Origin of the sequence: Streptomyces sp. NPDC006691, assembly GCF_042869955.1 — a bacterium.
In the GTDB taxonomy this organism is placed as follows: Bacteria; Actinomycetota; Actinomycetes; order Streptomycetales; family Streptomycetaceae; genus Streptomyces.
The window spans coordinates 112,597-138,162 of the sequence record NZ_JBIAGW010000011.1 but is presented as its reverse complement, the minus strand read 5'-3'; the positions used below and the strand labels follow the sequence as shown (position 1 = coordinate 138,162).

The window sequence follows — 25,566 nt, the reverse complement described above, 5'->3', positions numbered from 1 at the left end:
GTAGCTCAGCGGGAGAGCGCTTCCCTGACACGGAAGAGGTCACTGGTTCAATCCCAGTATCGCGCACGCAGTAACACGACGTAACCGGTCCTGTAAGATGTGGGACCGTCCCGCGCGATTAGCTCAGCGGGAGAGCGCTTCCCTGACACGGAAGAGGTCACTGGTTCAATCCCAGTATCGCGCACGCAGTAACACGACGTAACCGGTCCTGTAAGGTTAGGGACCGTCCCGCGCGATTAGCTCAGCGGGAGAGCGCTTCCCTGACACGGAAGAGGTCACTGGTTCAATCCCAGTATCGCGCACCACCCGGAACCCCCGGCCTTCACCAGGCCGGGGGTTCCGTCGTTCGCCCGACATCCGTGTCCTTTGGTCAACACCCCCACGGGGATGCCCAGTTACCCCGTTGAGGGTTTATCCGTCGAGGGTCCGGCCGGCCCCTGCCCGCCGCCTGCGCACAAGGCGGTGCCCGATCGGCTCCCCAGCCGATCGGGCACCGCCTTCTACAGCCGTCCGCCGCACCCCCGTCCCCACGGGGTTGAAAGGGCTCGATGTCCCGACCCGGTCCGCTCTACCGGGTCCGGAGCGCCGCTCAGCGCCCCAGCATCACGCCCACGGACGACGCTTGTGTGACCACCGCGTCCCAGCCGCCGAAGACGACCACCAGCAGGGCCGCCAGGGGAAGGACCATGGCCGTCGCCACCAAGGGGTGGCGCGGGCCGGACCGGCGGGCGCCGAATGCGGCGCCGAACGCTCTGCGTCCCTGCGTGCGGATCATCGTCCGCGCAGCGGTGTCCGCCATGGTCCTCTCCTGTTCGTTCATGGCCCGGGATTTCGGTCACCCGGTCATTCGGTTGTCTGCTTGCAGCGGCGGGTGTGTGGCCTCGGGGGACGAGTGCAGCACCCGCCGCTTGTCTTCAACAGTAGGGATCCGCAGGGTGGCGGACGTCATGCCCTCGTATCGATCTGCTGGCCTCCCAGGGGATGAGCCGTCCCTCCCGGGACTACTCCCCAGGGTGGAGACGGCCCCCTACACCTTGGGGTCTTCCCGGAGGGGTCGGCCCTGGGCGCGGGCCTCCGCCTCCCCCGCGTCCTCCCGCGGGACCGGCTGCTCGACCAGGGCGAGCACCCGGGTCGCCATGAAGCGCGCGGTGCGCACGACCGTGCCGCTGCGGGTGACTTCGCTCACTTCCACCACCCCGCGACGGACGGCGGTTTCCACCCTGCGACCCGCCCGGCTTGCCACCACTTCGTACGTCCGGGTCGTGTCTCCCGCGTCCACCACTATCTCCACGCGGTCACCCTTCATAGATCCAAACCCCCTTCTGCGACGGACCGTTGAGATCTCGCACGGGTCAGCGGCCATGGATCCGGGGCCTGCTGACCACTCCTCAAGTTTCCCACCGAGCACTGACAATCGCCCGGGCCGCGAGGGCGCGGCCTATGAGCACACCGGGCGACGGGTACGTAAGCTGTGCCACGTCAACAGGACTGGCAGCGGGGATGGAAATGGCGATGATGCGGCTCCGGCGCGAGGACCCGCGTGTCGTCGGCTCGTTCAGGCTCCACCGGCGTCTCGGCGCGGGCGGCATGGGGGTCGTGTACCTCGGTTCGGACCGGCGCGGGCAGCGGGTGGCCCTGAAGGTGATCCGGCCCGACCTCGCCGAGGACCAGGAGTTCCGCTCCCGGTTCGCCCGCGAGGTCTCGGCCGCACGGCGGATCCGGGGCGGCTGCACGGCCCGGCTCGTGGCCGCCGACCTGGAGGCGGAGCGGCCCTGGTTCGCCACGCAGTACGTACCCGGGCCCTCGCTGCACGACAAGGTCGCCGAGGAGGGTCCGCTGACGGCCGCCGAGGCCGCGGCGATCGGGGCGGCGCTGTCCGAGGGGCTCGTCGCGGTGCACGAGGCGGGGGTGGTCCACCGCGACCTCAAGCCGTCCAACATCCTGCTGTCCCCGAAGGGGCCCAGGATCATCGACTTCGGCATCGCGTGGGCCACCGGCGCCTCGACGCTGACCCATGTGGGCACGGCGGTCGGCTCCCCCGGCTTCCTCGCCCCCGAGCAGGTCCGGGGCGCCGCGGTCACGCCGGCCACCGACGTCTTCTCGCTCGGCGCGACCCTCGCGTACGCCGCGATGGGCGACTCGCCCTTCGGGCACGGCAGTTCCGAGGTGATGCTCTACCGCGTGGTGCACGAGGAGGCGCAGCTGCGGGGCGTGCCGGACGCGCTCGCGCCGCTGGTACGGGCTTGTCTGGCGAAGGACCCCGAGGAGCGGCCCAGCACGCTCCAGCTCTCCATGCGGCTCAAGGAGATCGCGGCGCGTGAGGCCCACGGCGGCCTGCACGGGGGCTCGGACATCCGCCCTCCGGTCCAGCGGGACCGGGTCGAGATCGAGCGGCCCACGGGGCGGCTGGACGAGCGGACCCAGCGGTACACCGAGGCGGGGCGGGGCACGGGTTCTCCGCCCGGGCCGCGGTCCGGGACCGGGGCCCGTACGGGGTCGGGTTCGCGTACGGGGTCCGGTTCGGGTTCCGCGCCGCGTACGGGGTCGGGTTCGGGTTCGGCGCCGCGGACGGGTGGCTCGCGTCCGGGTGGGCCGCGCAGTGGGGCCCGGCCCGGTGGGCGGCCGGGCACGCGGCCCGGGGCGCGCACGTCGGGCGGTGGGCTGCGGCCCGCGAACCCGCGTCTGCTGCGGCAGCGGCTCACCGTGTTCGTGCTGGTCACGTTGATCGTGCTGCTGGGGATCGCCGCGGTCAAGCAGTTCTGAGGGCTCTGCTGGCGGGGGGCTTGCTCTCGGCTGCGGATTCCGGGCGCGGCTTCGGCTGCGGGCCGACCCGGGCCCGGCGCGCGGTTCTCCGCGCCCCCCCAGCGGGGTGTGGGGAGGAGCCCGGATCGTCTACGTCGTCGGGCGGCCGGTCGCCACCGCGTAGAAGGCCACGGCCGCTGCCGCTCCCACGTTCAGGGAGTCGACTCCGTGGGCCATCGGGATGCGGACCCATTCGTCGGCGGCCACCAGGGCCTGCGTGGAGAGGCCGTCGCCTTCGGCGCCCAGCATCAGGGCCACCTTGTCCAGCTTGTGCGGGGCGGCGTCCTCGATGCTGGAGGCCTTCTCGTCGGGGGTCAGGGCGAGCAGGCGGTAGCCGGCCCCCCGGACCGTCTCCAGGCCCTTGGGCCAGGATTCCAGGCGGGCGTACGGGACCGAGAAGACCGCGCCCATCGACACCTTCACCGAGCGCCGGTACAGCGGGTCGGCGCAGTCGGGCGAGAGAAGGACCGCGTCCATGCCGAGGGCGGCCGCGCTGCGGAAGATCGCGCCGATGTTGGTGTGGTCGTTGACGGCCTCCATGACCACCACCCGGCGGGCGGTGGTGAGGAGTTCCTCCGCGGCCGGGAGCGGCTTGCGCTGCATCGAGGCGAGCGCACCGCGGTGCACGTGGTAGCCCGTGACGCGCTCGGCGAGGTCCGGGCTGACCGCGTACACGGGCGCCGGGAGTTCGTCGATGACGTCCCGCATGACGTCGACCCACTTGGCCGAGAGCAGCATCGAGCGCATCTCGTAACCGGCGTCCTTGGCGCGTCTGATGACCTTCTCGCCCTCGGCGATGAAGAGGCCCTCGGCGGGTTCGCGGCGGCGCCGCAGTTCCACGTCGGTCAGGCCCGTGTAGTCGCGCAGACGGGGGTCGTCGGGGTCGTCGACGGTGATGAGATCGGCCACAGGGTGATACTGCCTTGTCCTGGTTGAGGTGCCAACGGCTGGGGATCGTATCCGTCGCCGGTGGTCGTGGGCCGGCTGGTTACGGGCGGGCGTTCACGGTGACGACGTCGCCGATGACGATGACGGCCGGAGGCTTCACTTCCTCGGCCCTGACGACCTCGCCGACGCTGCCCAGGGTGGCGTCCACCCGGCGCTGCGCGGCGGTGGTGCCCTCCTGGATGAGCGCGACCGGGGTCGTGGCGTCCTTGCCGTGCGCCACGAGCGCCTCGGCGATCTTTCCGATCTTGTCGACGCCCATCAGGATCACCAGCGTCCCGCGCAGCCGCGCCAGCGACTTCCAGTCCACGAGCGAGCGCGGGTCGTCCGGCCCCACGTGGCCGCTGACCACGGTGAACTCATGGGCCACACCCCGGTGTGTGACCGGGATGCCGGCCGCTCCCGGCACCGAGATGGAGCTGGAGATGCCGGGCACCACCGTGCAGGTGATCCCCTCCGCGGCGAGCGCCTGGAGTTCCTCCATGCCCCGCCCGAAGACGTACGGGTCGCCGCCCTTGAGCCGTACCACCGCCTTGCCCGCCTTGGCGTGCTCGATCAGCGCGTTGTTGATGGCCTCCTGCGCCATGAAGCGGCCGTACGGGATCTTCGCGGCGTCGATGACCTCGACGTGCGGCGGGAGTTCGTCGAGGAGGTCGCGCGGGCCGAGCCGGTCGGCGATGACCACGTCCGCCTCGGCGAGCAGCCTGCGGCCGCGCACGGTGATCAGATCCGGGTCGCCGGGGCCGCCGCCGACCAGCGCGACGCCCGGCGTGCGGGTGCGCTGGTGCGGGGCGACCAGGGTGCCGTCGCGCAGGCCCTCGACGATCGCGTCGCGGATCGCGGCCGAGCGGCGCGGGTCGGGGGTGTCGGTGGTGAGGACGGCGACCGTGACGCCCTCGGAGCGGCCGGTGGCCGGGGTCCAGGCGGTGGCGGCGGTCGCGTCGTCGGCCCGTACGCACCAGACGCGCGAGCGCTCGGCCTCGGCGGAGATGCGCTCGTTGGCCTCGGTGTCGGCGGTGGCGACCAGGGCGTACCACGCGTCCGTGAGGTCGCCGTCCTGGAAGCGGCGGCGCTCCCAGCGGATCTCGCCCGCGTCCGCCATGGCCTCCACGGACGGGGTGGCGCTCGGGGAGACCAGCGTGATGTCGGCCCCGGCGGCGATGAGCGCGGGCAGCCGGCGCTGGGCCACCTGGCCGCCGCCGACGACGACGGCGCGGCGGCCGGTGAGGCGGAGGCCTACGGGGTACGCGGGGTGTTCGACCATGGCGGGCGGTGCTCCTCGGGCGGAGTGGCGTGCGGTGAGCCGCTGCTGCGATGAAGCGGCTGGTGGGAGGGGGTACGCGGTCCCGCGGACAGCCTAAGGGGCGGGCGGGTGCTGCGGCATGGGCAGGGGCCGGGGTCAGTGACCCCGGCCCCCCTCGTGCGTATGGGCTACTTCTCGGTGACGCCCGCCGAGTCGAACGTGGCGACCTCGTGCATCGCGCGGGCCGCGCTCTGCACCACCGGCAGGGCGAGCAGCGCGCCGGTGCCCTCGCCGAGGCGGAGGTCGAGGTCGACCAGAGGGCGCAGGCCCAGCTTGTTGAGGGCGGCCACATGGCCGGGCTCGGCGCTGCGGTGGCCCGCGATGCAGGCGGACAGGACCTCGGGGGCGATCGCGCGGGCGACCAGGGCGGCCGCTCCCGTGCTGACGCCGTCCAGGATCACCGGGGTGCGCAGCGAGGCACCGCCGAGCAGGAAGCCGACCAGGGCCGCGTGCTCCAGGCCGCCGACCGCGGCGAGCACGCCGATGGGGTCGGCCGGGTCCGGCTGGTGCAGTTCGAGGGCTCGGCGTACCACGTCGACCTTGCGGGTGTGCGTCTCGTCGTTGATGCCGGTGCCCCGGCCGGTGACCTCGGCCGGGTCGACGCCCGTGTAGAGGGAGATCAGGGCGGCCGACACCGTGGTGTTGGCGATGCCCATCTCGCCGGTGAGGAGCGCCTTGTTGCCGGCGGCCACCAGGTCACGGGCGGTCTCGATGCCGACCTCGATCGCGGCGATCGCCTCTTCGCGGGTCATCGCGGGGCCGGTCGTCATGTCACCGGTGCCGGCCCGCACCTTGCGGGGCAACAGGCCGGGCGTGGCCGGGAGTTCGGAGGCGACGCCCACGTCGATGACGCAGACCTCGGCGCCGACCTGGTTGGCGAAGGCGTTGCAGACCGCGCCGCCGCCGAGGAAGTTGGCGACCATCTGGCCGGTGACTTCCTGGGGCCACGGGGTGACGCCCTGGGCGTGCACTCCGTGGTCACCGGCGAAGATCGCGACGGCGGCCGGCTCCGGGATCGGCGGCGGGCACTTGCGCGAGAGGCCGGACAGCTGGGCGGAGATGATCTCCAGCATGCCGAGCGCGCCGGCGGGCTTGGTCATCCGCTTCTGGCGCTCCCAGGCCTCGCCGAGCGCCTTGGCGTCCAGCGGGCGGATGCCCGAGACGGTCTCCTGGAGCAGGTCGTGCGGGTCCTCGCCGGGCAGCGCGCGGCGGCCGTACGTCTCCTCGTGGACGACCCAGGACAGCGGGCGGCGCTTGGACCAGCCCGCCTGCATCAGCTCCGGCTCCTCGGGGAACTCGTCGACGTATCCGACGCAGAGGTAGGCGACCACTTCGAGGTGCTCGGGCAGGCCGAGGGCGCGGACCATCTCACGCTCGTCGAAGAACGAGACCCAGCCGACACCGAGCCCTTCGGCGCGGGCCGCGAGCCACAGGTTCTCGACGGCGAGCGCCGAGGAGTACGGGGCCATCTGCGGCTGGGTGTAACGGCCGAGGGTGTGCCGGCCGCCACGGGTCGGGTCCGCGGTGACCACGATGTTCACCGGGGTTTCGAGGATGGCCTCGATCTTCAGTTCCTTGAACTGCTTGGCCCGGCCCTTGGGCAGCGACTTGGCGTACGCCTCGCGCTGGCGCTGGGCGAGTTCGTGCATCGTGCGGCGGGTCTCGGCGGACCGGATCACCACGAAGTCCCAGGGCTGCGAGTGCCCGACGGAGGGGGCGGTGTGGGCCGCCTCCAGGACGCGGAGCAGCACCTCGTGCGGGATCGGGTCGCCGCGGAAGCCGTTGCGGATGTCGCGGCGCTCGCGCATGACGCGCAGCACGGCCTCGCGCTCGGCGTCGTCGTAGGCCGGGGCGGCGGGGCCCTGTTCGGCGGTCTCGACGACCTCGGCGACGTCCTCGGCGGCGAGTGGCTGCGGCCCGGCCGCGGGCTCCGGCACGGCCGCCGGCTGCGGCGCGGTGATGACTTCGAGCGGCTCCTCGGCGGCGGGTGTCTCGACGGGAGCCTCGGTCGAGGGGGCGTCCGCGACGGCCGCCGGGGTCGCTGCCCCGGCACCCTCCGCGGCCGGTTCGGCCGCCGGCGCCTCGGCGGCCGAACCGGCCCCGGGCTGCTCCTGCTGCGGTACGAGCACGGGCTCGGGCGCCTGAACGGGCTCGGCGACCGGTGCCTCGGGGGCGACGGCGGCAGCCTGCGCGGGCGCCTGCTCCTCGGCCGGGGTCTGCGGTACGGGCACGGCAACGTGCGTGGCCGTCTGGTGCTGCGGCACGGCGACGGGCCGCGCCTCGGGCACCTCGGCCGGGGCGGGCTCGGCGGCCACTGGCTGCTGCGGGAGCTGAGCCTCGACGACGGGCTCGGGCGCGACCGCATCGGGCGCGACCGCATCAGGTCCGGCTACGGGGGCCTCGGCCGGGGCGGGCTCGGCGACGGCCGGTTCCGCGACGGCGGGTTCCGCGACGGCCTGGCCGGGGACGGCAGGTTCCGCGAGCAGCTCAGCGCCGGCCTGCTCGGGGACCACGGGCTCGGCGGCGGCCGGGGTCGCCGGGGCGGGCTCGACCAGCGGCTCCGCCGCGGCGGGCTCCTCCGCGACCGGCCCGGCGGGGGCCTGTTCGGCCACGGCCGGTCCGGCCACCGGGGCCTCGGCGGGCACGGGCTCGGCGGCGAGCGGCTCGGCGGCGGCCGGGGTGGCCGGCTCGACGGGGACCTGTGCGACCGGCTCCGGCTGCACGGCCGGGGCGACGGGCTCGGCGGAGACCGGAGCGACGGGCTCGGCGGCCGGCGGTGGGCCGTCCTGCGCGAGGGGTGCTTCCGCGACGCCCTGCACGGGCTGGGCCGGTTCAGCCTCGGGCTGCATAGCCTCGGGCTGCACGGCCTCGGGCTGCACGGCCTCGGGCTCGGGCTGCGTCGGCGCGGGCGCGAGGTGGGGGCCGGTCGGGATCGAGCCGTCGACCGGCACGAACTGGCCCACCGGCTGAGGCTGTCCGGGCTGCGGCGCCTGCTGGGCGGCCTGCTCCTGAACCTGCTGGGCCTGCTGGGCGACGAGCCGGTCCACGAGGAGAGTGGACTGCGCGACGGGCTGGGCAGCCGCGTGCTCGGCTGCCTGCGGCTGGGCGGCCGGAGCGGCGGTCCGCACCGCGAACTCCTCCGGGACGACCGTTTCTGCAGGGGGCATAGGTGTGTTGAGTGACTGATGGGGCGCGGAGCGCTGCTGAGGCGTCCATGCCATCCCGGGCCCGGGCGCGAGATCCCCGTGGGTTCCCGGCTGCTGCGCTCCCGGCTGCTGCGCAGCGGTCTCGTCGCGCGGGACGTCCAGGTACTCGGGACCCGTGGTCGGCGGTCCCTGGGTGCGGGTCGGCACCGGGTTCACCGGAGCGCCGGCCGGGCCGCGGTCGGCGAGGGAACGGACGACCCCGGCGGAGGCGTCCGGCACCTGGGGGCCGAGGTGCAGGGGGCGGCGGGACGGCGGCGGGGCGGCCGCGGGCTGCTGCGCGGCGCGGACGCCGCCGAGCTCGACGGAGCCGGTGTCGCGGCCGCCGGCCTCGTGCGCGCCCGGCTCGGCCTGGCCGGGCGCGGGCGGCACCTGAGCCATGACGGGCGCCGGGGCGGGCGCGGACTGCGGGTCGATCCAGGCGCCCTGGGCGCCCGGCATCAGAAGCAGATCGTCGTCGTCCGCCACGTTCTCGGAGGGGTCGAGGAAGGTGTAGGCGCCGGGAGCGGGGACGCCCGGCTGTTCCACCATGCCTGCGTTCTCCGGCAGTCCCTCGCCCGGGACCTGGCCGGTGTCAGTCATGCGTACCCCTTGCCCATCTGTAGTGCTCCTTCGGCCTGCGCCCGGGAGCCGCACGCGCAGGACGCGTACGTCACCCGTCGCTCGGAACGAGTGCGCCGCGCGGTTGCGAACGGCCCGCAGGCATCAACGACACCATGCATTGTCGCGGGCCTTCGCCGCCGTGGCGCTCAGTCTCGACCACGGCCCGTGTGGGCTGCGCCACGTTGCGCGTCCCCCGGATGTGCCGTACCGCGAAGGGGTCCCAAAGCGGGCCCCTCTTCCGGCCCTTGGCGAGCTGGGTGCCGAACGGCCGGGTGCGGTACAACGATCGGCCAGCCTACCCCCCGCGACGCGCCGGAAGAGTCACAGGGATCTTTCTTTCCGCCTTCCGGAGAGCAGGAAGACGACCGAGCGTTCGCGCTCCGACCAGGCGCTCGTGTCGAGGTCGACCGACTGGAGGAGCGCGCACTCGACCTCGTAGCCGCCGGCGCTCAGCGCCGCCCCCACGGCCTCCGCCTCGTCCCGGGTGGCCGCGTGCGTCACGATGCGCTCCGGCCTGCGATCGGCGCACGCCTCCACCACGGCGGCGCCCCCTCCCCCGACGCGTACGACATCGGGCTCGGGCAGCGACTCCAGGACGTGCGGGGCCCGGCCGCGCACCACCTGGACCTGGACGCCGAAGCGGCGGGCCGCGGACTCGGTGCGCGAGCAGGCCTCCGCATCGGCGTCCACGGCGATGACGGCGGCGCCGAACCGGGCCGCCTCCACGGACAGGGCGCCGCTGCCGCAGCCGATGTCCCAGACGAGGTCGCCCACGCGCGGGCCGAGCCGGGCGAGTTGGGCGGCGCGCAGATCGGTGGACTCCCCCGGGCCGAGCCCGGCGCCGTACTCGCGGTCGGGCAGCGCCCAGCCGCGCGGCGCTGAGGGGTAGCCGGGGGCTGGTCCGGCGAGCCAGCCGTCGCCCTCGCTCGCGGGGCCGCCGCCGAGGACGATGACGACGTTGGGGTCGCGCCAGGCGTGGTCGGCGGCGTTCTCGGAGGTGAGGACGGTGACCTGCTCGCGGTCGCTGCCGAGTTCCTCGCAGATGACGAAGGTGCGGTGCACTCCTTCGAGGAGCAGGGCGAGTTCGGCGGGCCCGGCGCCGGGCGAGGTGAGGACGGCGACCTTGGCGTGGGCGCGGCAGACGTTGACCGCACGGCGCAGGGTACGGGGGTGGGCGACGACGATCCGGGCGTCGTCCCAGGGCATCCCGGCCCGGGCGAAGGCTCCGGCGGCCGCGGAGACGGCGGGTACGACCTCGACCTCCAGGCCGTGCTCGGGGGCCCGCAGCGTGCGGACGACCCCGAAGAAGCCCGGGTCCCCGTCGGCCAGGACGACCGCGCTGCCGCGGTGTCCGGCGATGCGGCGGGCGGCCAGGCTCACGCTGCCGAGCCGGATGCGCTCGGCGCCGGCCGGCACTTCGGGGAGTGCGAGGTGGTGGGCGGCGCCGGCCACCAGGGTGGCCGCGGAGAGGGCGGAGGTGGCCGCGGGGGTGAGGGGCGAGCCGTCCCAGCCGATCACCGTGACGCGGTCGGCCATCTTCGTCAGACTCCAGGGGGTGTGGCTGGTCGGGGCGGCGGATGCGTGCCGGGTACGGACTTGAGGGTAGCTCCGATTTCCGTTCCGGCCGTCGGCCCGGGGTTTCAGTTCCAGTCGGTGTACGAGGCGGATCCGGCGTCCGCGAGCTGGTCGGCGACCCCGTCGAGGTCCTCGGGGAGCAGGCTCCACACGATGAGGTCGGTGCGGATGTCCGTCCAGCCGCCGTCCTCCGTCTGCGTACGCGCTATCCAGGCGTTGCGCAGCACGCCCTCGCTGATGCAGCCGATCTTCTGCGCGACCTGCTGGGACGCGGTGTTGTCGGCGGCGGTGCGCAGTTCGAGGCGCTCGAAGTGCTGGTCCCCGAACAGCCATTGGGCGGCGGCGAGCACGCCTTCGGTCGCATAGCCCTCGCCGCGCGCCCAGGGTGCCACGACATAGCCGACCTCGGTGGCCAGGGTGCGCCAGTTGGTGTTCTGGAGGTGGACGATGCCGACCAGGCGCTGGGTGAGGAACTCGGTGAGCGCCCAAACGATTCCTCGTCCCTCGGTGCGCTCGCTCGGGGCGATGTGGCGGACCCAGTCGTCGGCGTCGCGGGCGGTGTAGGGGTGCGGCACCGACGTCCACGCGACGACCTGCTCGTCGTTCATCATCTCGATCAGCGCGGGACTGTCGGCGTCCTCGAAGGGGCGCAGCACCAGGCGGTCCGTGCTGATGGAGATGTCCGGGAAGACCGGAAGGGGGGAAGTCATGTGCCGCTCCATGCCGTGGACCGCTGTGGGGACCGGGGAGGCGCTCGGACCTCCGTGGCCCGTCAACCTATAAGGACCGTAAAGGCACAGCATGCAGCATCGGGCCCCCGGCGCGCATGGCCGGGTGGGCGCTACGACGAAGGTCCCGGCCCCCTGGCAGGGTGTCCGGGACCTTCGTCCTGCCGTACGGGCGGGGCTACTTGGCGGCGCCGAACGCGGGGACGACGGAGCCCGCGTACTTGTCGGTGATGAACTTCTTGACCTCGTCGGAGTTCAGGAGCTTGGCGAGCTTCTGGATGCGGGGGTCGTTCTCGTTGCCCTGCTTGACGGCGAGGAAGTTGGCGTAGGGGTTGCCGTCCGCCTTCTCCAGGGCGAGGGCGTCCTTGGCGGGCTTCAGGTTCGCCTCGATCGCGTAGTTGCCGTTGATGACCGCGGCGTCCACGTCGTTCAGGGCGCGGGGCAGCGTGGCGGCCTCCAGCTCCTTGAACTTCAGGCCCTTGCTGTCCTTGATGTCGGAGAGCTTGGCACCGGACCCGGCGCCGTCCTTCAGCGTGATCAGGCCGTTGGCGGCGAGCAGTTGGAGGGCGCGGCCCTCGTTGGTGGTGTCGTTGGGGACGGCGACGGTCTGGCCGGAGGCGATGTCCTTCAGCGACTTGACCTTGTGGGAGTACAGGCCGAGCGGCTCCAGCTCCACGTTGACGACGGGCACGATGTGGGTGCCGTTCTTCTTGTTGAAGTCGTCCAGGTAGGGCTTGTGCTGGAAGAAGTTGGCGTCGACCTGGCCCTGCTCGGTGGCGGTGTTGGGCAGGACGTAGTCCGTGAACTCCTTCACCTCCAGCTTGAGTCCGGCCTTGGCCGCCAGGTTGTCCTTGACGAACTTGAGGATGTCGGCGTGCGGCGTCGGGGACGCGGCGACGACCAGCGCCTTGGAGTCGTCCGCCTTGGCGCCCGCGGGCTTCGGGTCGGAGGAGGAGCCGCAGGCGGTGAGGCCGACGGCGAGCGCGCCGGTGACGAGGGCGGCAGCGGTGATCTTGGTGTTCTTACGCACGAAAAGTGCCTCTTTCTGGTGGTGCGGTGGGACGCCCGGACAAGGAGTGCGGGCTGCGGGGAGGGAAGTTCAGGAGGTCCGGCCGCGCCGGGCGATCAGGCGGACGACGCCGTCGCCGAGCAGCTGGACCACGGTGACGATGGCGATCAGGACGGCCACCGTGATGAGCATGAAGTTGGTCTCGAAGCGCTGGTAGCCGTAGGTGATGGCGACCGAGCCGAGCCCGCCGCCGCCGACCGCTCCGGCCAGCGCGGAGTAGCTGACCAGGGTGATCACGGTGGTGGTGATCGCGGAGACCAGGGAGGGCAGCGCCTGCGGGAGCAGCACCTTCCACACGATGGTGGGGATGCCGCCGCCCATGGACTGGACGGCCTCGACGAGCCCGTGGTCGACCTCGCGGACGGAGGTCTCCACCAGGCGCGCGAAGAAGGGGATGGCGCCGATGGACAGCGGCACGATCATGGCGCTGGGGCCGATGAAGGTGCCGACGAACCAGGTGGTGAAGGGGATCAGGGCGATCAGCAGGATGATGAACGGCAGCGAGCGGCCGATGTTCACGATCACGCCGATGACCTTGTTCACCGGGCGGTTCTGCAAGAGCCCGCCCTTGTCGGTGAGCACGAGCAGCACACCGAGCGGCAGCCCGAGCCCGATGGTGACGACGGTCGCCCACAGCACCATGTAGAGGCTGTCGTACGTGCCCTGTGACAACAGCGGCTGCATTTCCGACCAGGTCACTTGGCACCTTCCTCGACCAGGGCGGGCGCCTGGCTGTCGTCCACGACGTCCACCTGGAGGCCCTGCTCGCGCAGGAAGCCGACCGGGACGACGTTCTCCTCGTAGCGTCCGGGCAGTTCGATCCGCATCCGGCCGATCTGCTTGCCGGCCACGGTGTCCATGGCAGCGCCGAGGATCGAGATGTCGATGTTGTACGTCCGGGCCAGCTGCGAGACGACCGGCTGGGTGGCGGCCTCGCCGTGGAAGGTGACGTCGATGACGGTGCGCTCGGGGCCGCTGGCGTCGCCGGTCACCGGGAACAGTTCGGCGGCGAGCTGCGAGCCGGGGGTGGCGAGCAGTTCGCCGACGGTCCCGGACTCGACGATCCTGCCCTTCCGCATCAGCGCGGCCGAGTCGCAGACGGTCTTGACGACGTCCATCTCGTGCGTGATGAGCAGGACGGTGAGGCCCAGCTGCTGGTTGAGGTCGCGAAGGAGCTGGAGGATCGAGCGGGTGGTCTCCGGGTCGAGCGCGCTGGTCGCCTCGTCGGAGAGCAGCACCTTGGGGTCGCCGGCCAGGGCGCGGGCGATGCCGACGCGCTGCTTCTGGCCGCCGGAGAGCTGGGCGGGGTGGGCCTTGGCCTTGTCGGCCAGGCCGACGAGGTCGAGCAGGTCGAGGGCCTTGCGGGAGCGCTCCTTGCCGGAGATGCCGAGGATCTCCAGGGGCAGCTCGACGTTGTCCTGCACGGTCCGCGAGGACAGCAGGTTGAAGTGCTGGAAGACCATGCCGATGCGGGAGCGGGCCCGGCGCAGGTCCTTGCCGGCCCGCCGGCCGCGGCCGGCGAGTGCGGTGAGGTCGACGCCGTCGACGGTCACCGTGCCGGTGGTGGGGCGCTCAAGGAGGTTGACGCAGCGGATGAGGGAGGACTTGCCGGCGCCGCTCTGGCCGATGACGCCGTACACCTCGCCCTCGCGGACGTGCAGGTCGACGCCGTCGAGCGCGGTGATATCTCGTCCACGCGACTGGTAGACCTTGGTCAGGCCCGTTGTGGTGATCACAGGATTTCCGTCACTGTCGAGTGCGCGGCGCGGGGTATGCCGGGCACGGGGCAAACGTGTTCGGGGCGCGGCTCGGCCTCATCGGTGGATACCGGGGGCACGGGGTGCGCGGGGGCGGGCCGGCTTCGTATGTTCGACACGGAACCGGGCACGGCCGACAGTCTCGCTTCGGGGCGCGAGGCTCAGGCGGGGGCCCTCAGAAGGCGCACATTCGACACATACAACGAGCACCGGGCGTCGTCATCGCCTCGGTCGCAAGGGTGCGGCTGCTCGTCGTGGTCATGTGGCAAGTAAAGCAGAACCGATTAGGAACAGATCAGGGATGTCCGAATACCGGACATCCCTGGACTGACATACGGACGGTCTCACTCCGCGGTGGTGATCTCCACGCCACCCGCCGTGGCCTGCGCGGACACGGCCGACAGGTCCTTCACCACCACGTCCGCCACCAGCTCCTCGGCCCGGTGCGTTGTGGTCAAGGCCACGGTCGTCATGCCCGCCGCGCGCCCGGCCGCGAGTCCGGCGGGAGCGTCCTCGAACACCACGCAGCGGGCCGGATCCACCCCGAGCCGGGCGGCCGCGAGCAGGAAGGGCTCGGGGTCGGGCTTGCCCCGGGTGATGTCGTCGGCGGAGACCAGGAGCTTGGGCTCGATACCGGCCTCGTGCAGCCGGGCCGCGCCGAGCCTGGCGGTCGCCGAGGTGACCACGGCCCAGCGGTCCGCCGGGAGCGAGGCGAGCAGCGCCGCGGTACCGGGCAGCAGCACCACTCCCCCGGCGACGTCCTCGACCTCCAGTTCCTCGATGCGGGCGAGGGCGCCCGGCACGGCGTCGGCGGGCAGCAGCTCGGCCACGATCTCGCCGGCCGGGCGGCCGTGCAGTTCCACGCGGGCGAAGTCCTCGGCGGTGATCCCGTACTCCTGGGCCCAGCGGGTCCAGCAGCGGGTGACGGACGCCATCGAGGAGACGAGCGTTCCGTCGTTGTCGAACAGCAGGGCTTCGGCATGGATCTTCATGTCTCCCGAGCCTACGGGCGGGGGTGGGGGTCGGCGCATCGGGCCTTTCGGCCCGTAATACCCTCGACCCCATGCTCGATGCCCTGACGGTCGCGGTCGCCGCCGCCGCGCTCGCCCTCGCTGCCTGGTGCGGTTTCGCCGCATACCGGGACCAGCCCACCAAGGACTGGCACTTCATCGGCATGGCCGTGGTCGCCGTCCTCGCGCTGGCCCAGCTGGTGGTCGGGCTCGTGCAGCTCGGCCGGGGCGAGCGGCCCGAACAGGGCGTCGCGATCTTCGTCGCGTATCTGGCCGGAGCGTTCGCGGCCGTACCGGCCGCGGGATTCCTCTCGCTCTCCGAGCGGACGAAGTGGGGCTCGGTGACGGTGTCGGCGGGTGCCGTGGTGCTCGCCGTGCTCGAAGTGCGTCTCTACGACATCTGGGGAGGCTGACCGTGACCGAGTCCGCCACTGACACGACGCCCGCCGACGAGCTCGGCTCCGGGCCCGGCCGGGTACTCGTCTGGTTCTACGGGGTGTTCACCGTCGCTGCGGCGTCCCGCTCGATCGTCCAGATGATCATGGACTTCGGCAAGGCGCCGCTGGCGTACGTGCTGTCCGCGGTCGCGGCCTGCGTGTACGGATTCATCACGTACTCGCTGGTGCGCGGCGGCGAGAAGGCCCGCCGGGCGGCCCTGGTGTGCTGCGCGGCGGAGCTCCTCTTCGTCCTCGTCGTCGGCACCTGGACCCTGGCGGACGCCTCGGCCTTCCCCGACAAGACGGTCTGGTCGGACTACGGGATGGGCTACCTCTTCATCCCGGTGGTCCTGCCGGTCCTCGGCATGCTCTGGCTGCGGCGGAACAAGCGCTGACGCCCGACGGGCTCTAGGCGCTCGCCACGAACTCCTGCGCCGCCGCGTCCTTTTCGAGGGTGATCAGGGACAGCCGCGCGCTCACCGGCTCGGTGGCGACGGTCGCGTAGCCGTGCCGTCGGTACAGACGCAGGTTCGACTCGCTGCGGTGGCCGGTGAAGAGCTGGAAGCGCTTGGCGGCGAGTTCCGCCGCGCAGTGGGCCTCGATGGCGTCCAGGAGCCGGCCGCCCAGGCCGTGCCCCCGCAGCCGGGGATGCACGATCAGCTTGTCGATGCGGCCGGTGCCCGATCCGTCCACCCGGCCCCGCACCGAGGCGACGATCTCGTCGCCGAGGCGGGCCACCAGGGCGTATCCCGTGGACAGTTCGGCCCGTAGCCCTTCCAGGGTCTGGGTCAGGGGCTCGATCGAGTAGTCGCCGTAGAGCTCGGCCTCGCTCTGGTAGCACAGGTACTGCAACTTCAGTATCTGCTCGGCATCCTGTGCGCCGGCCGCAGAGATGGTCACGCTCATGCCCATGTGTGCATGCCTCTCGCTCAACTGGTCCCCGATTGTCTACCGCTCCTTTCCCCCGAGTTCAGGAGCGGCAACCTCCGCCGCCAGCATTCTGCGCAGGCATCCCAGGCAACGGGAACGCATCGGCCCCAGGCTGCCCTGTGAGATATCCAACTCCCCTGCGATTTCCCGGTAGGTGGGGTCCTTCGGCGACAGCAGCGCGGTCAGCAGCCGGGGGCAGTCGCCGGGCGTGCGGCGGACCGCGGCGCGCAGGACACGGCGTCGCTCGGCGCTGATCGCGGCGAGTTCGGGGCCCGGTTCCGGGTCGGCGGCGGGGGCGCTGCCGTACGGGCTCTCCTGGCGGCGCAGCCTGCGGGCGCGGCGGGCCTCGGCCCGCACGGCGGTGCGCACCCAGTGCGCGGGGTCGGCCGGGTGCTGCTCCAACAGCCGCAGCCAGACGGCCTGTTCGAGGTCGGCGGCGTCCACCCCGGTACCCGGTGCCTCCGCGGCGGCCTCGGCGGCGAGCAGCGGGCTGAGCTGTGTGACGAGATCCATGCCGGGCGGGACGCGCCCGCCGCGGGAACCGGTTTCCGCGGCGGGCACTTCTCACCCGTACGAGGACGGACTCGGCCGAGAACGGACTCCTACGAGGACGGACTCAGCGCCCCCGGAAGTCGGCGGCGGCGAGCAGCGCGGTGTCGGCGTTGTCCGAGAACACCGCGTCGATGCCGGTCGCGAAGTACGTCTTGAAGGCCCCGAAGGCGTCCCCGTAGGCGTTGGGGTCGGTGCCGCGCCGGAAGTCGGCCGGCAGGAAGGTGTTCTCGTTGCGCATCGTGTACGGGTGCAGGATCAGGCCCCGCGCGTGCGCGTCCCGGACGAGGGTGGTGGGCTTGGTGAGCCGGCCCGCCGCGTCCTTGGGGATGATCAGGTCCAGGGTGGGGCCGATGCCCTGGGCGTACGAGGCGATCCACTTCAGGCCGGCCGGCTCGACCAGATCGTCGACGGTGCGCGGGTCGCCGCCGACCACGAAGTCCCAGGGCCTGGTGCCGGCGTTGGAGAGCAGCACCACCGAAGGGGTGTCGACCAGGCGCGACAGGCGCTGGATGCTGCTGGGCTCGAAGGACTCCAGGAACTGCGGGGAGTCCGCGCGGTGGCGTCCGTAGCGGCGCAGCAGGGCCGCGACCCGGTCCTCCAGGGGCAGCCCGATGCCGCGGAAGTAGGTGGGGTGCTTGGTCTCGGAGTGCAGCCAGATCCGGCGCCCGAGGCGGCGGCCCTGCTCCTCGGCCCAGCGCAGCACCTCCTCGAAGGTGGGCACGTCCCAGCGGCCGTCGTACAGGGTGTTGCGCTGCCGGTTGCCCGGGATCCGCTCCTTGGCCCGCAGCGTCTTCAGCTCGGCGAGCGTGAAGTCCTCGGTGAACCAGCCGGTGATCGCGACCCCGTCGACGGTCTTGGTCGCCTTGCGGGAGGCGAACTCGGGGTGGTCGGAGACATTGGTGGTGGCCGAGATGTCGTTCTCGTGCCGGCAGACCAGGTGCCCGTCCTTGGTGGGCACCAGGTCCTGCTCGATGACGTGGGCGCCCAGGTCGAGGGCGTGCTGGTAGGAGCCGAGCGTGTGCTCCGGCCGGTATCCGGCGGTGCCGCGGTGTCCGATGACGTACGGAACGGGCAAGTCGCGGTAGCCGCCCCGCCCACCGCCGCGGCGCTGGGCGGCCCCGGCCGGTGCGGCCGCGAGCCCGGTGGCCGCGGTGCCGAGCACGGCCGCGCCCGCCGCTCCGAGCACGGTCCGGCGTCCGGGGCTCTTCCGCTCACCCTCAGTCATGAACACTCCTCAGTCATCGTTTCCCACTGGCGAATTTCCGCGTGTCCCGCACCTGTCAAAGCCGGGAGTCGAGCGTAGGCGGACGGACGTGAAGAGAGGGATGCTTTACGGGTACCCGGGGACGAATGCGGGCCGAACCTGGCGCAAACACATGTCAACAGCGCGTATCCACTTCGTGAACCCGATGTGCGATCAGCGGCGGCCCGCGAGTATCGTCCTCACCTGCACAGACATCCCACCCCCACCCAGACGACTCCGGAGGGCCCGTTGTCCCGCTTCGCGCTCATCAAGGCAGTGCTCGGACCGATCATGCGCCTGATGTTCCGCCCACAGGTGGAAGGCGCCGAGAACATTCCGGGCACCGGTCCAGTCATCCTCGCCGGCAACCACGTGACGTTCATCGACTCGATCGTGCTGCCCATCGTGTGCGACCGGCAGGTGTCCTTCATCGGCAAGGACGAGTACGTCACCGGCAAGGGGCTCAAGGGCCGCCTCATGGCGTGGTTCTTCACCGGGGTCGGCATGATCCCGGTCGACCGGGACGGCGCGAACGGCGGGGTCGCGGCGCTGATGACCGGCCGCCGCATCCTGGAGGACGGCCGGATGTTCGGCATCTACCCGGAGGGCACCCGCTCCCCCGACGGCCGCCTGTACCGCGGCCGCACGGGCGTCGCCCGGCTCACCCTGATGACGGGTGCGCCCGTCGTCCCGTTCGCGATGGTCGGCACGGACAAGCTCCAGCCGGGCGGTGCGGGGATGCCGCGGCCCGGCAAGGTGACGGTCCGCTTCGGTGAGCCGATGGAGTTCTCGCGGTACGAGGGGATGGACCGGGACCGGTACGTGCTGAGGGCCGTCACGGACTCGGTCATGGCCGAGGTCATGCGGCTGTCCGGCCAGGAGTACGTGGACATGTACGCCACCAAGGCCAAGGCGGCCTAGCCCCCGCTCCCCTTCCCTCGCCCCAAGTCCCTTGACGCGCAAGGGGCTTGGGGCGATTGCGTCAGGGGCGCACCCCAACGCCGCTTTCCCTGCGGGGGCTTGGTCGCAGCCCCCCGCACGGCCGCGCCGCGTCAGGGGTGTTCCAGGCCCTCGGCCAGCTTCTGGCCGCGCAGGAGGAACCAGGCCGCCGTGGCCGTGGCGAACAGCACCACCGCCCCCACCCCGGCCGCCGTCTGGAAGCCCTGCGTGAACGTGTCCCGCGCCGCGGACAGCAGCGCGTCCGCCTGGTCGGACGGCAGCTTCGCCGACGCCTCCACCGCCCCGCCGAGCGAGTCGTGCGCCTCGGCCGCGATGTCCGCGGGGACGCCCGCCGGGACCACGAAGCCCCGGTAGATGCCGGTCACCACCGAGCCCAGGAGCGCGATCCCGAGGGCCGCGCCCAGCTCGTACGCGGTCTCGGAGACCGCCGACGCCGCCCCCGCCTGCTCCTTCGGCACACTGGAGAGGATCACGTCGGCCGTCACCGTGAAGGCGAGCCCCGCCCCGAGACCACCCACGAACAGGGCGAGTCCGAGCGAGAACACCCTGGTCTCCGCGCCGAGCAGCACGCACGCGGCGAGCGAGACGCCGACCGCCGCGAGGCCGCCGGCGACCGCGCTGCGCACCGAGGCCCGCCGCGCGATCGTGCCGGCCGCGAGCCCGGCCCCCACCGCGCCGACCGCGGCGGGCAGTTCGATGAGCCCCGCCTGCAACGGCGAGCGGCCCTGGACCAGTTGGAGGAACTGGGACAGGAAGAACACCAGGCCCGACAGGCCGAGGATGGTCAGCAGATCGGCGAGCACGGCCCCGGAGAAGCCCCGGTGGTGGAAGAGCCGGATGTCCAGGAGCGGCGAGGCGAGCGTGCGCTGGCGGCGTACGAACCAGACGAGGGCCGCGATGCCGAGCACGGCCGCCGCCACGATGTCCCAGCGGAACCCGTTGACCGCGGCTTCCTTCACCGCGTAGACCACGGCGACCATGCCGACGAGCGAGAGCCCGACGCTGATGAGGTCCCAGGGCCCCGGGTTCGGGTCGCGGGACTCGGGCAGCAGCTTGATGCCGACCAGGACCAGGACGGCCATGACGGGCAGGTTGATCAGGAAGACCGAGCCCCACCAGAAGTTCTCCAGGAGGAACCCGCCGACCACCGGCCCGACCGCCGCGCCCGCGGACGCGGCGGCGCCCCAGATGCCGACGGCCAGGCTGCGCTCGCGCGGGTCGTGGAAGATGTTCCGGATCAGGGCGAGCGTGGACGGCATCAGGGTCGCGCCCGCGACACCGAGCAGCGCCCGGGCCAGGATCATCATCTCGGGGCTGGAGGCGTACGCGTTGAGCACGGACACCGCGCCGAACGCCACGGCACCCATGAGCAGCAGCTTCTTGCGGCCGATGCGGTCGCCGAGGCTGCCCATCGAGACGAGCAGTCCGGCGATGACGAACGAGTAGACGTCGCCGATCCACAGCAGCTGGGTACCGGTCGGCTTGAGGTCCTCGCTGAGGAAGGGCGTGGCGAGGCCGAGCACGGTCGCGTCCACGGCGACGAGCAGCACGGCGAGTACGAGCACCGCGAGCGCGAGCCAGCGGCCCATCGGGCCGATGGCCTGGGGCGCCCGCTGTTCGGTTGCGGTCACTTCTCCACGCTCCGTCGTGCACCGCCGAGCAGCAACTCGACGATCATGTACTGGAAGTCCTTGGCGGCGACCCGGCCGTCCTGCACGGCCCATGCGCCGGAGCCGATCAGCCCGTACAGGGCCTCGGTCAGCCAGGCGGGGGTGAGGTCGATGCGGAACTCGCCCTGCTCCTGGCCGCGCCGGAACAGCGCGGAGACGCGGGCGTCGATGCGGGCCCAGCCCTCGTTCATCTGCTCGGTCTCGAAGAGCTGGTTCTCGGTGACGAGGAAGGCGAGCAGGCCCGCGACCGGCTCGACCTCGGCGACCAGGCGGCGCAGCGCGTCGGGGGCGCCGTCCTCGTCGAGCCGGGCCTTGTCGAGGGCGGCCTCCAGCTCGCGGATGCCGAGCTCTTCGAGGGCTTTGACCAGCGCTTCGCGGCCCGCGAAATGGCGATGGAGGGTCGCGCGGCCGATTCCGGCGGCGCGGGCCACCTCGTCCATGGTGGCGGTGGCCTTGCGGGTGAGGAGGGCGGCGGCGGTGCGGAGTACCTGGTCTCGGTCCACGGTCATGAGACAAGTCTAGCCCTGATGAGACACGAACGTCTCATCAGGGCCAGGGAGCCGGACTGCGCCGGGAGCTACTTCTTCGCGGTCGCCCAGGCGTGCTGGAGCTCCAAGTCGGCCTTGACCTCGGCCAGTTGGACCGCCACCGCCGAAGGGGCCGTACCGCCGCGGCCGTCGCGCGAGGCGAGCGCGCCCTTGACGTTGAGGACCGTCCGGACCTCGGGCGTCAGGTGCTCGGAGATCTTCGCGAACTGTTCGTCCGTGAGCTGGTCGAGCTCGATGCCGTGCGCCTCGCACTCCTTGACGCACTCACCCGCGACCTCGTGCGCGACCCGGAACGGCACGCCCCGCTTGACCAGCCACTCGGCGATGTCGGTGGCGAGCGAGAAACCGGCCGGGGCCAGTTCCTCCATCCGGTCACGGTTGACGGTCAGGGTGGCCATCATGCCGGTGAAGGCGGGCAGCAGCAGCTCCAGCTGGTCACAGGAGTCGAAGACCGGCTCCTTGTCCTCCTGGAGGTCCCGGTTGTACGCGAGCGGCAGCGCCTTCAGCGTCGCCATCAGGCCGGTGAGGTTGCCGATGAGGCGGCCCGACTTGCCCCGCGCGAGCTCCGCGATGTCCGGGTTCTTCTTCTGCGGCATGATCGACGAGCCGGTCGAGAAGGCGTCGTGCAGGGTCACGAAGGAGAACTCCTTCGTGTTCCAGATGATGATCTCCTCCGCGATCCGCGACAGGTTCACGCCGATCATCGCCGTGATGAAGGCGAACTCGGCGACGAAGTCCCGCGAGGCCGTGCCGTCGATGGAGTTGCCGACCGAGCCGTGCTCGAAGCCGAGGTCGGCCGCGACCGCCTCCGGGTCGAGCCCGAGCGAGGAGCCGGCGAGCGCGCCGGAGCCGTACGGCGAGACCGCGGTCCGCTCGTCCCACTGCCGCAGCCGCTCGGCGTCCCGGGAGAGGGACTGCGCATGGGCCAGCACATGGTGGGCGAAGAGGACCGGCTGGGCGTGCTGGAGGTGGGTGCGGCCCGGCATCGCGACATCCGGGTGCGCCTCGGCGAGGCCGACCAGGGCGTCCTGGAGCTCGGCGATCAGGCCGCCGATGGTGCGGGCGTGGTCGCGCAGATACATCCGGAAGAGCGTGGCGACCTGGTCGTTGCGGGACCGCCCCGCACGCAGCTTGCCGCCGAGGTCCGCGCCGAGCCGCTCCAGGAGCCCGCGCTCCAGGGCGGTGTGGCAGTCCTCGTCGGCGACCGTGCCGACGAACGAGCCGTCGGCGACATCGGCCTCCAGCCGGTCCAGGCCCTCGGTCATGCGCTGGAGCTCGTCGGCGGTGAGCAGGCCCGCCTTGTGGAGCACACGGGCGTGGGCGCGCGAGCCGGCGATGTCGTACGGGGCGAGCCGCCAGTCGAAGTGGACCGAGGCGGACAGCTTCGCCAGCGCTTCGGCGGGGCCGTCGGCGAACCGGGCTCCCCAGAGCCGGACGTCACCGTTGTTGCTGCTCACAGCTCAAGCTCCTCAGAAGTGGATGTGCGGCCGCCTCCCCGCCGCGGAGGAACGGGGAGGCGGCCGTATAACGAGTCGGGCTCACCCGAAGTCGCGCCGGGCGACCCTCTCGCCGATAGGCATAACTATGCAATCCTCTGTATGTTTTGTCAACGAGCCGATGGGAGCCGGTGCCCGCCGCCGGCCGCCCGGCGTCCCGCGGACAGCCCGGGGCGTCTCGGCGGACAGCACGTACGGAGCAACTCCCGCCGGTTCGGGCGGCCGGGCGGCGCGGGGGCGCATACGGTCCGGAACATGCGCATCGTTGCCGTGCTCCTGGCGTCCCTGCTCATCCCGCTCGCCGCGCCCGCGGACCCCGGGCCGCTGCCCGAGCGGATGGCCCGCACCGGCGGCGGCAGTCAGCTCCTGACCGCCGAGGCGCCCGCCACCGGGGCCACCACGGGCCGGCTCACCTGGTGGGACCGGCGCGACGGAGGCTGGGTGGAGGCGGGCTCGGCGCCGGCCAGGTTCGGCGCGAAGGGCCTGGTGGAGGGCGCGTCCCGGGTCCAGGGCACCGACACCACGCCGACCGGCCTCTACTCACTGCCGTACGCCTTCGGGGTGGCGGCCGCGCCGCCCGGGACCCGCTACCCCTACCGGCGCGCCACGGACCGGTCCTGGTGGTGCGAGGACAACGAGGCCCGCGCCTACAACCGCTGGGTGGAGGGCCTGCCCCCGGACTGCCGGGCGAGCGAGTCGGAGCATCTGACGGCGTACGCGAGCCAGTACGCCCGGGCGCTCGTCATCGGCTTCAACTACGCCCGGCCCGTGCGCGGCCGGGGCGCCGGGATCTTTCTGCACGTCAACGGGCGCGGCGCGACGGCCGGTTGTGTCTCGGTGCCGGCCGAGGCGATGGACCGGATCCTCGCCTGGGCGGACCCGGCGCGCCGACCGCACATCGCGATCGGCACGACCGACGGGCCCACCTCGATCACGCGGTACTGAACTCGCTCACCGAGCCCGGGAGTTGGCGGCCATCGCCCGCAACTCCACTGTCAGCGGTGGTCGTTCTGGGCCAGCCGCAGCAGATGGTCGGCCAGCGCCTGGCCGCCCGACGGGTCGCGGCTGATCAGCATCAAGGTGTCGTCCCCCGCGATCGTGCCGAGGATGTCGTGCAGTTCGGCCTGGTCGATGGCCGAGGCGAGGAACTGGGCGGCGCCGGGCGGCGTGCGCAGGACGACCAGGTTGGCGGAGGCCTCCGCGGAGATGAGGAGTTCCGCGGACAGCCTGCGCATCCGCTCCTCCTTCGCCGACTCGCCGAGCGGCGCCTTCGGCGTGCGGAAACCGCCCTCGCTGGGCACCGCGTAGATCAGCTCGCCACCGGTGTTGCGGATCTTCACCGCGCCCAGCTCGTCGAGGTCGCGGGAGAGCGTCGCCTGGGTGACGCTCAGCCCGTCGTCCGCGAGGAGCTTGGCGAGCTGGCTCTGGGACCGCACCGGCTGCCGGTTGAGGATGTCCACGATCCGGCGGTGGCGGGCGGTGCGGGTCTGCGGTACGGCGGGGCCGCCCGGGTCGAAGTCCTGCGCCTCGTCGGTCATCGTCGTCTCATTCTCCGGATCGTCCGTCCCCGTTGACTGTGCCGAGGACGCCGGGCAGTGCCCGGAGGAACGCGTCCACCTCCGCGTCACCGATGATGAGCGGCGGCATGAGCCGTACGACATCGGGGGCGGGCGCGTTGACCAGGAAGCCGGCGTCCTGAGCCGCCTGCTGCACCTGAGGCGCGAGGGGCTCGTTGAGCACGATACCCAGCAGCAGCCCCGCACCACGGACATGGGAGACCAGCGGGTGCCCGAGCGCCTCGATTCCGGCGCGCAGCTTCTCGCCTGTCGACTTGACCCGGTCGAGCGCGCCGTCGGCGGACAGCACGTCGAGCACGGCGAGTCCGGCGGCGCAGGCGACGGGGTTTCCGCCGAAGGTGGTGCCGTGCATCCCGGGCTTCAACAGCTCGGCCGCCGCGCCGAAGGCGACCGTGGCGCCGAGCGGAAGGCCGCCGCCGAGCCCCTTGGCCAGCGTGACGATGTCGGGCTCCACGCCGTCGTGCTGCTGGTACTCGAACCAGCTGCCGGTCCGCCCGATGCCGGTCTGCACCTCGTCCAGGACGAGCAGCGTGCCGGTGGCACGGGTGATCTCGCGGGCCGCCTCCAGGTATCCCGGCGGCGGGACGACAACACCGATCTCGCCCTGGATGGGCTCGATGACGACGAGGGCGGTCTCCTCGGTGACGGCCGCCCGCAGCGCCTCGACGTCCCCGAACGGTACGTGGGTGACATCGCCGGGCAGCGGCAGGAACGGCGTCCGCTTGCCCTCCTGGCCGGTGAGGGCGAGCGCGCCCATCGTCCGGCCGTGGAAGCCGCCGTGGGTGGCGACCATGTGGGTGCGGCCGGTGAGGCGGCCGATCTTGAAGGCGGCCTCGTTGGCCTCGGCCCCGGAGTTGGAGAAGAAGACCCGGCCCGGCCGGTCGAAGAGCTGGACGAGCCGCTCGGCGAGCGCCACCGGCGGCTCCGCCACGAACAGGTTCGAGACGTGGCCGAGCGAGGCGATCTGCTGGGACACGGCCTGCACGACGGCCGGGTGGGCGTGTCCGAGCGCGTTGACCGCGACGCCGCCCACGAAGTCGGTGTACGCGGTGCCGTCCGCGTCCCACACCGTCGCGCCCGCGCCGCGCACCAACGACAGCTTCGGCGTGCCGTAGTTGTCCGTCATGACCTGCTGCCAGCGCTGTGCGAGCTCCTGGT

At 72.4% G+C, this 25,566-nt stretch carries 24 protein-coding genes and 3 tRNA genes; 8 read left to right on the top strand and 19 right to left on the bottom strand.

Features of this window, described 5'->3' with window-relative positions:
• Positions 1–2 precede the first annotated feature (2 nt).
• From ACFYNP_RS23855 to ACFYNP_RS23845, 3 genes are all read left to right on the top strand, one after another.
• Positions 3–63: transfer RNA gene (locus ACFYNP_RS23855), tRNA-Val, on the top strand.
• A gap of 49 nt (positions 64–112) precedes the next feature.
• Positions 113–184: transfer RNA gene (locus ACFYNP_RS23850), tRNA-Val, on the top strand.
• Between the two features lie 46 nt (positions 185–230).
• Positions 231–305, top strand: a tRNA-Val gene (locus ACFYNP_RS23845).
• 284 nt (positions 306–589) lie between these two features.
• On the opposite strand, the gene ACFYNP_RS23840 is transcribed toward ACFYNP_RS23845, so the two are convergent.
• Positions 590–799: a hypothetical protein gene (locus ACFYNP_RS23840; protein ID WP_100577417.1), complete on the bottom strand. Its 210-nt coding sequence runs from the start codon at positions 797–799 to the stop codon at positions 590–592.
• Positions 800–1,027: 228 nt separating this feature from the next.
• The gene (locus ACFYNP_RS23835; protein WP_100577245.1) at positions 1,028–1,306 is read right to left on the bottom strand and encodes a hypothetical protein; all 279 of its coding nucleotides are present in this window, start codon (positions 1,304–1,306) and stop codon (positions 1,028–1,030) included.
• A gap of 200 nt (positions 1,307–1,506) precedes the next feature.
• On the opposite strand from ACFYNP_RS23835, the gene ACFYNP_RS23830 reads away from it, so the two are divergent.
• Positions 1,507–2,763 carry a protein kinase gene (locus ACFYNP_RS23830; protein WP_388788069.1) on the top strand — a complete coding sequence of 419 codons (1,257 nt, stop codon included), beginning with the start codon at positions 1,507–1,509 and terminating at the stop codon, positions 2,761–2,763.
• Between the two features lie 129 nt (positions 2,764–2,892).
• Here the strand turns inward: ACFYNP_RS23830 and ACFYNP_RS23825 are convergent, their stop codons facing one another.
• The 9 genes from ACFYNP_RS23825 to ACFYNP_RS23785 form a co-directional block, all read right to left on the bottom strand.
• Positions 2,893–3,711, bottom strand: a complete 819-nt coding sequence (locus ACFYNP_RS23825; protein ID WP_388411533.1) for a TrmH family RNA methyltransferase — start codon at positions 3,709–3,711, stop codon at positions 2,893–2,895.
• A gap of 79 nt (positions 3,712–3,790) precedes the next feature.
• Positions 3,791–5,011 carry a uroporphyrinogen-III C-methyltransferase gene (cobA, locus tag ACFYNP_RS23820; RefSeq protein ID WP_388787915.1) on the bottom strand — a complete coding sequence of 407 codons (1,221 nt, stop codon included), beginning with the start codon at positions 5,009–5,011 and terminating at the stop codon, positions 3,791–3,793.
• Between the two features lie 167 nt (positions 5,012–5,178).
• Positions 5,179–8,835, bottom strand: a complete 3,657-nt coding sequence (gene cobT / locus ACFYNP_RS23815) for a nicotinate-nucleotide--dimethylbenzimidazole phosphoribosyltransferase (RefSeq protein ID WP_388787913.1) — start codon at positions 8,833–8,835, stop codon at positions 5,179–5,181.
• Positions 8,836–9,177: 342 nt separating this feature from the next.
• On the bottom strand, positions 9,178–10,392 hold the full coding sequence (gene cbiE / locus ACFYNP_RS23810) for a precorrin-6y C5,15-methyltransferase (decarboxylating) subunit CbiE (protein ID WP_388411526.1): 1,215 nt from the start codon (positions 10,390–10,392) through the stop codon (positions 9,178–9,180).
• A 104-nt stretch (positions 10,393–10,496) separates the two neighbouring features.
• Positions 10,497–11,153, bottom strand: a complete 657-nt coding sequence (locus tag ACFYNP_RS23805; RefSeq protein WP_388787911.1) for a GNAT family N-acetyltransferase — start codon at positions 11,151–11,153, stop codon at positions 10,497–10,499.
• A gap of 184 nt (positions 11,154–11,337) precedes the next feature.
• Entirely contained in the window at positions 11,338–12,189 is an 852-nt protein-coding gene (locus ACFYNP_RS23800; RefSeq protein ID WP_388787907.1) for a MetQ/NlpA family ABC transporter substrate-binding protein, read from the bottom strand.
• 69 nt (positions 12,190–12,258) lie between these two features.
• Complete coding sequence (locus ACFYNP_RS23795) at positions 12,259–12,927, bottom strand: methionine ABC transporter permease (RefSeq protein ID WP_100577237.1); 669 nt, start codon at positions 12,925–12,927, stop codon at positions 12,259–12,261.
• The gene (locus ACFYNP_RS23790; protein ID WP_388787905.1) at positions 12,924–13,964 is read right to left on the bottom strand and encodes a methionine ABC transporter ATP-binding protein; all 1,041 of its coding nucleotides are present in this window, start codon (positions 13,962–13,964) and stop codon (positions 12,924–12,926) included. The genes ACFYNP_RS23795 and ACFYNP_RS23790 overlap by 4 nt, the downstream gene beginning before the upstream one ends.
• A 365-nt stretch (positions 13,965–14,329) precedes the next feature.
• Entirely contained in the window at positions 14,330–14,977 is a 648-nt protein-coding gene (locus ACFYNP_RS23785; protein WP_388787903.1) for an HAD-IA family hydrolase, read from the bottom strand.
• A 71-nt stretch (positions 14,978–15,048) separates the two neighbouring features.
• On the opposite strand from ACFYNP_RS23785, the gene ACFYNP_RS23780 reads away from it, so the two are divergent.
• Positions 15,049–15,408, top strand: coding sequence for a hypothetical protein (locus ACFYNP_RS23780; RefSeq protein WP_100577234.1), 360 nt, complete (start codon positions 15,049–15,051; stop codon positions 15,406–15,408).
• Between the two features lie 2 nt (positions 15,409–15,410).
• Positions 15,411–15,827 (top strand): hypothetical protein, encoded by a 417-nt coding sequence (locus tag ACFYNP_RS23775; protein WP_388411511.1) that lies wholly within the window; start codon positions 15,411–15,413, stop codon positions 15,825–15,827.
• A 13-nt stretch (positions 15,828–15,840) separates the two neighbouring features.
• Here ACFYNP_RS23775 and ACFYNP_RS23770 read toward each other — a convergent pair whose 3' ends face one another.
• From ACFYNP_RS23770 to ACFYNP_RS23760, 3 genes are all read right to left on the bottom strand, one after another.
• The gene (locus ACFYNP_RS23770; RefSeq protein ID WP_388411507.1) at positions 15,841–16,344 is read right to left on the bottom strand and encodes a GNAT family N-acetyltransferase; all 504 of its coding nucleotides are present in this window, start codon (positions 16,342–16,344) and stop codon (positions 15,841–15,843) included.
• 36 nt (positions 16,345–16,380) lie between these two features.
• On the bottom strand, positions 16,381–16,875 hold the full coding sequence (locus ACFYNP_RS23765) for a sigma-70 family RNA polymerase sigma factor (RefSeq protein ID WP_388411504.1): 495 nt from the start codon (positions 16,873–16,875) through the stop codon (positions 16,381–16,383).
• Positions 16,876–16,978: 103 nt separating this feature from the next.
• Positions 16,979–18,139: a glycerophosphodiester phosphodiesterase gene (locus ACFYNP_RS23760; RefSeq protein ID WP_388411501.1), complete on the bottom strand. Its 1,161-nt coding sequence runs from the start codon at positions 18,137–18,139 to the stop codon at positions 16,979–16,981.
• 318 nt (positions 18,140–18,457) lie between these two features.
• Between ACFYNP_RS23760 and ACFYNP_RS23755 the strand changes: the two genes are divergently transcribed.
• Entirely contained in the window at positions 18,458–19,078 is a 621-nt protein-coding gene (locus ACFYNP_RS23755) for a 1-acyl-sn-glycerol-3-phosphate acyltransferase (protein ID WP_229861483.1), read from the top strand.
• 131 nt (positions 19,079–19,209) lie between these two features.
• On the opposite strand, the gene ACFYNP_RS23750 is transcribed toward ACFYNP_RS23755, so the two are convergent.
• From ACFYNP_RS23750 to argH, 3 genes are all read right to left on the bottom strand, one after another.
• Complete coding sequence (locus ACFYNP_RS23750; RefSeq protein ID WP_388788067.1) at positions 19,210–20,706, bottom strand: MFS transporter; 1,497 nt, start codon at positions 20,704–20,706, stop codon at positions 19,210–19,212.
• A 38-nt stretch (positions 20,707–20,744) separates the two neighbouring features.
• Positions 20,745–21,296 (bottom strand): TetR/AcrR family transcriptional regulator, encoded by a 552-nt coding sequence (locus ACFYNP_RS23745; protein WP_388787900.1) that lies wholly within the window; start codon positions 21,294–21,296, stop codon positions 20,745–20,747.
• A gap of 68 nt (positions 21,297–21,364) precedes the next feature.
• A complete protein-coding gene (gene argH, locus ACFYNP_RS23740; RefSeq protein WP_388787897.1) occupies positions 21,365–22,792 on the bottom strand; it encodes an argininosuccinate lyase in 1,428 nt (475 codons plus the stop codon).
• A gap of 294 nt (positions 22,793–23,086) precedes the next feature.
• Here argH and ACFYNP_RS23735 point away from each other — a divergent pair, with 294 nt between their 5' ends.
• Positions 23,087–23,776, top strand: coding sequence for a L,D-transpeptidase (locus tag ACFYNP_RS23735; protein ID WP_388787894.1), 690 nt, complete (start codon positions 23,087–23,089; stop codon positions 23,774–23,776).
• A 50-nt stretch (positions 23,777–23,826) separates the two neighbouring features.
• On the opposite strand, the gene ACFYNP_RS23730 is transcribed toward ACFYNP_RS23735, so the two are convergent.
• Positions 23,827–24,369 (bottom strand): arginine repressor, encoded by a 543-nt coding sequence (locus ACFYNP_RS23730; protein ID WP_100577228.1) that lies wholly within the window; start codon positions 24,367–24,369, stop codon positions 23,827–23,829.
• Positions 24,370–24,376: 7 nt separating this feature from the next.
• Positions 24,377–25,534: an acetylornithine transaminase gene (locus tag ACFYNP_RS23725; RefSeq protein WP_388788065.1), complete on the bottom strand. Its 1,158-nt coding sequence runs from the start codon at positions 25,532–25,534 to the stop codon at positions 24,377–24,379.
• Positions 25,535–25,566: the final 32 nt, after the last annotated feature.

Excerpts from the sequence above, each read along its gene's own strand:
- ACFYNP_RS23840 (WP_100577417.1), bottom strand. The coding sequence starts at position 799 with ATGGCGGACACCGCTGCGCGGACGATGATCCGCACGCAGGGACGCAGA.
- ACFYNP_RS23835 (WP_100577245.1), bottom strand. The coding sequence starts at position 1,306 with ATGAAGGGTGACCGCGTGGAGATAGTGGTGGACGCGGGAGACACGACC.
- ACFYNP_RS23830 (WP_388788069.1), top strand. The coding sequence starts at position 1,507 with ATGGCGATGATGCGGCTCCGGCGCGAGGACCCGCGTGTCGTCGGCTCG.
- cobA (WP_388787915.1), bottom strand. The coding sequence starts at position 5,011 with ATGGTCGAACACCCCGCGTACCCCGTAGGCCTCCGCCTCACCGGCCGC.
- cobT (WP_388787913.1), bottom strand. The coding sequence starts at position 8,835 with ATGACTGACACCGGCCAGGTCCCGGGCGAGGGACTGCCGGAGAACGCA.
- cbiE (WP_388411526.1), bottom strand. The coding sequence starts at position 10,392 with ATGGCCGACCGCGTCACGGTGATCGGCTGGGACGGCTCGCCCCTCACC.
- ACFYNP_RS23805 (WP_388787911.1), bottom strand. The coding sequence starts at position 11,153 with ATGGAGCGGCACATGACTTCCCCCCTTCCGGTCTTCCCGGACATCTCC.
- ACFYNP_RS23785 (WP_388787903.1), bottom strand. The coding sequence starts at position 14,977 with ATGAAGATCCATGCCGAAGCCCTGCTGTTCGACAACGACGGAACGCTC.
- ACFYNP_RS23780 (WP_100577234.1), top strand. The coding sequence starts at position 15,049 with ATGCTCGATGCCCTGACGGTCGCGGTCGCCGCCGCCGCGCTCGCCCTC.
- ACFYNP_RS23770 (WP_388411507.1), bottom strand. The coding sequence starts at position 16,344 with ATGGGCATGAGCGTGACCATCTCTGCGGCCGGCGCACAGGATGCCGAG.
- ACFYNP_RS23765 (WP_388411504.1), bottom strand. The coding sequence starts at position 16,875 with ATGGATCTCGTCACACAGCTCAGCCCGCTGCTCGCCGCCGAGGCCGCC.
- ACFYNP_RS23760 (WP_388411501.1), bottom strand. The coding sequence starts at position 18,139 with ATGACTGAGGGTGAGCGGAAGAGCCCCGGACGCCGGACCGTGCTCGGA.
- ACFYNP_RS23755 (WP_229861483.1), top strand. The coding sequence starts at position 18,458 with ATGTTCCGCCCACAGGTGGAAGGCGCCGAGAACATTCCGGGCACCGGT.
- ACFYNP_RS23750 (WP_388788067.1), bottom strand. The coding sequence starts at position 20,706 with ATGGGCCGCTGGCTCGCGCTCGCGGTGCTCGTACTCGCCGTGCTGCTC.
- ACFYNP_RS23745 (WP_388787900.1), bottom strand. The coding sequence starts at position 21,296 with ATGACCGTGGACCGAGACCAGGTACTCCGCACCGCCGCCGCCCTCCTC.
- ACFYNP_RS23735 (WP_388787894.1), top strand. The coding sequence starts at position 23,087 with ATGCGCATCGTTGCCGTGCTCCTGGCGTCCCTGCTCATCCCGCTCGCC.
- ACFYNP_RS23730 (WP_100577228.1), bottom strand. The coding sequence starts at position 24,369 with ATGACCGACGAGGCGCAGGACTTCGACCCGGGCGGCCCCGCCGTACCG.
- ACFYNP_RS23725 (WP_388788065.1), bottom strand. The coding sequence starts at position 25,534 with ATGACGGACAACTACGGCACGCCGAAGCTGTCGTTGGTGCGCGGCGCG.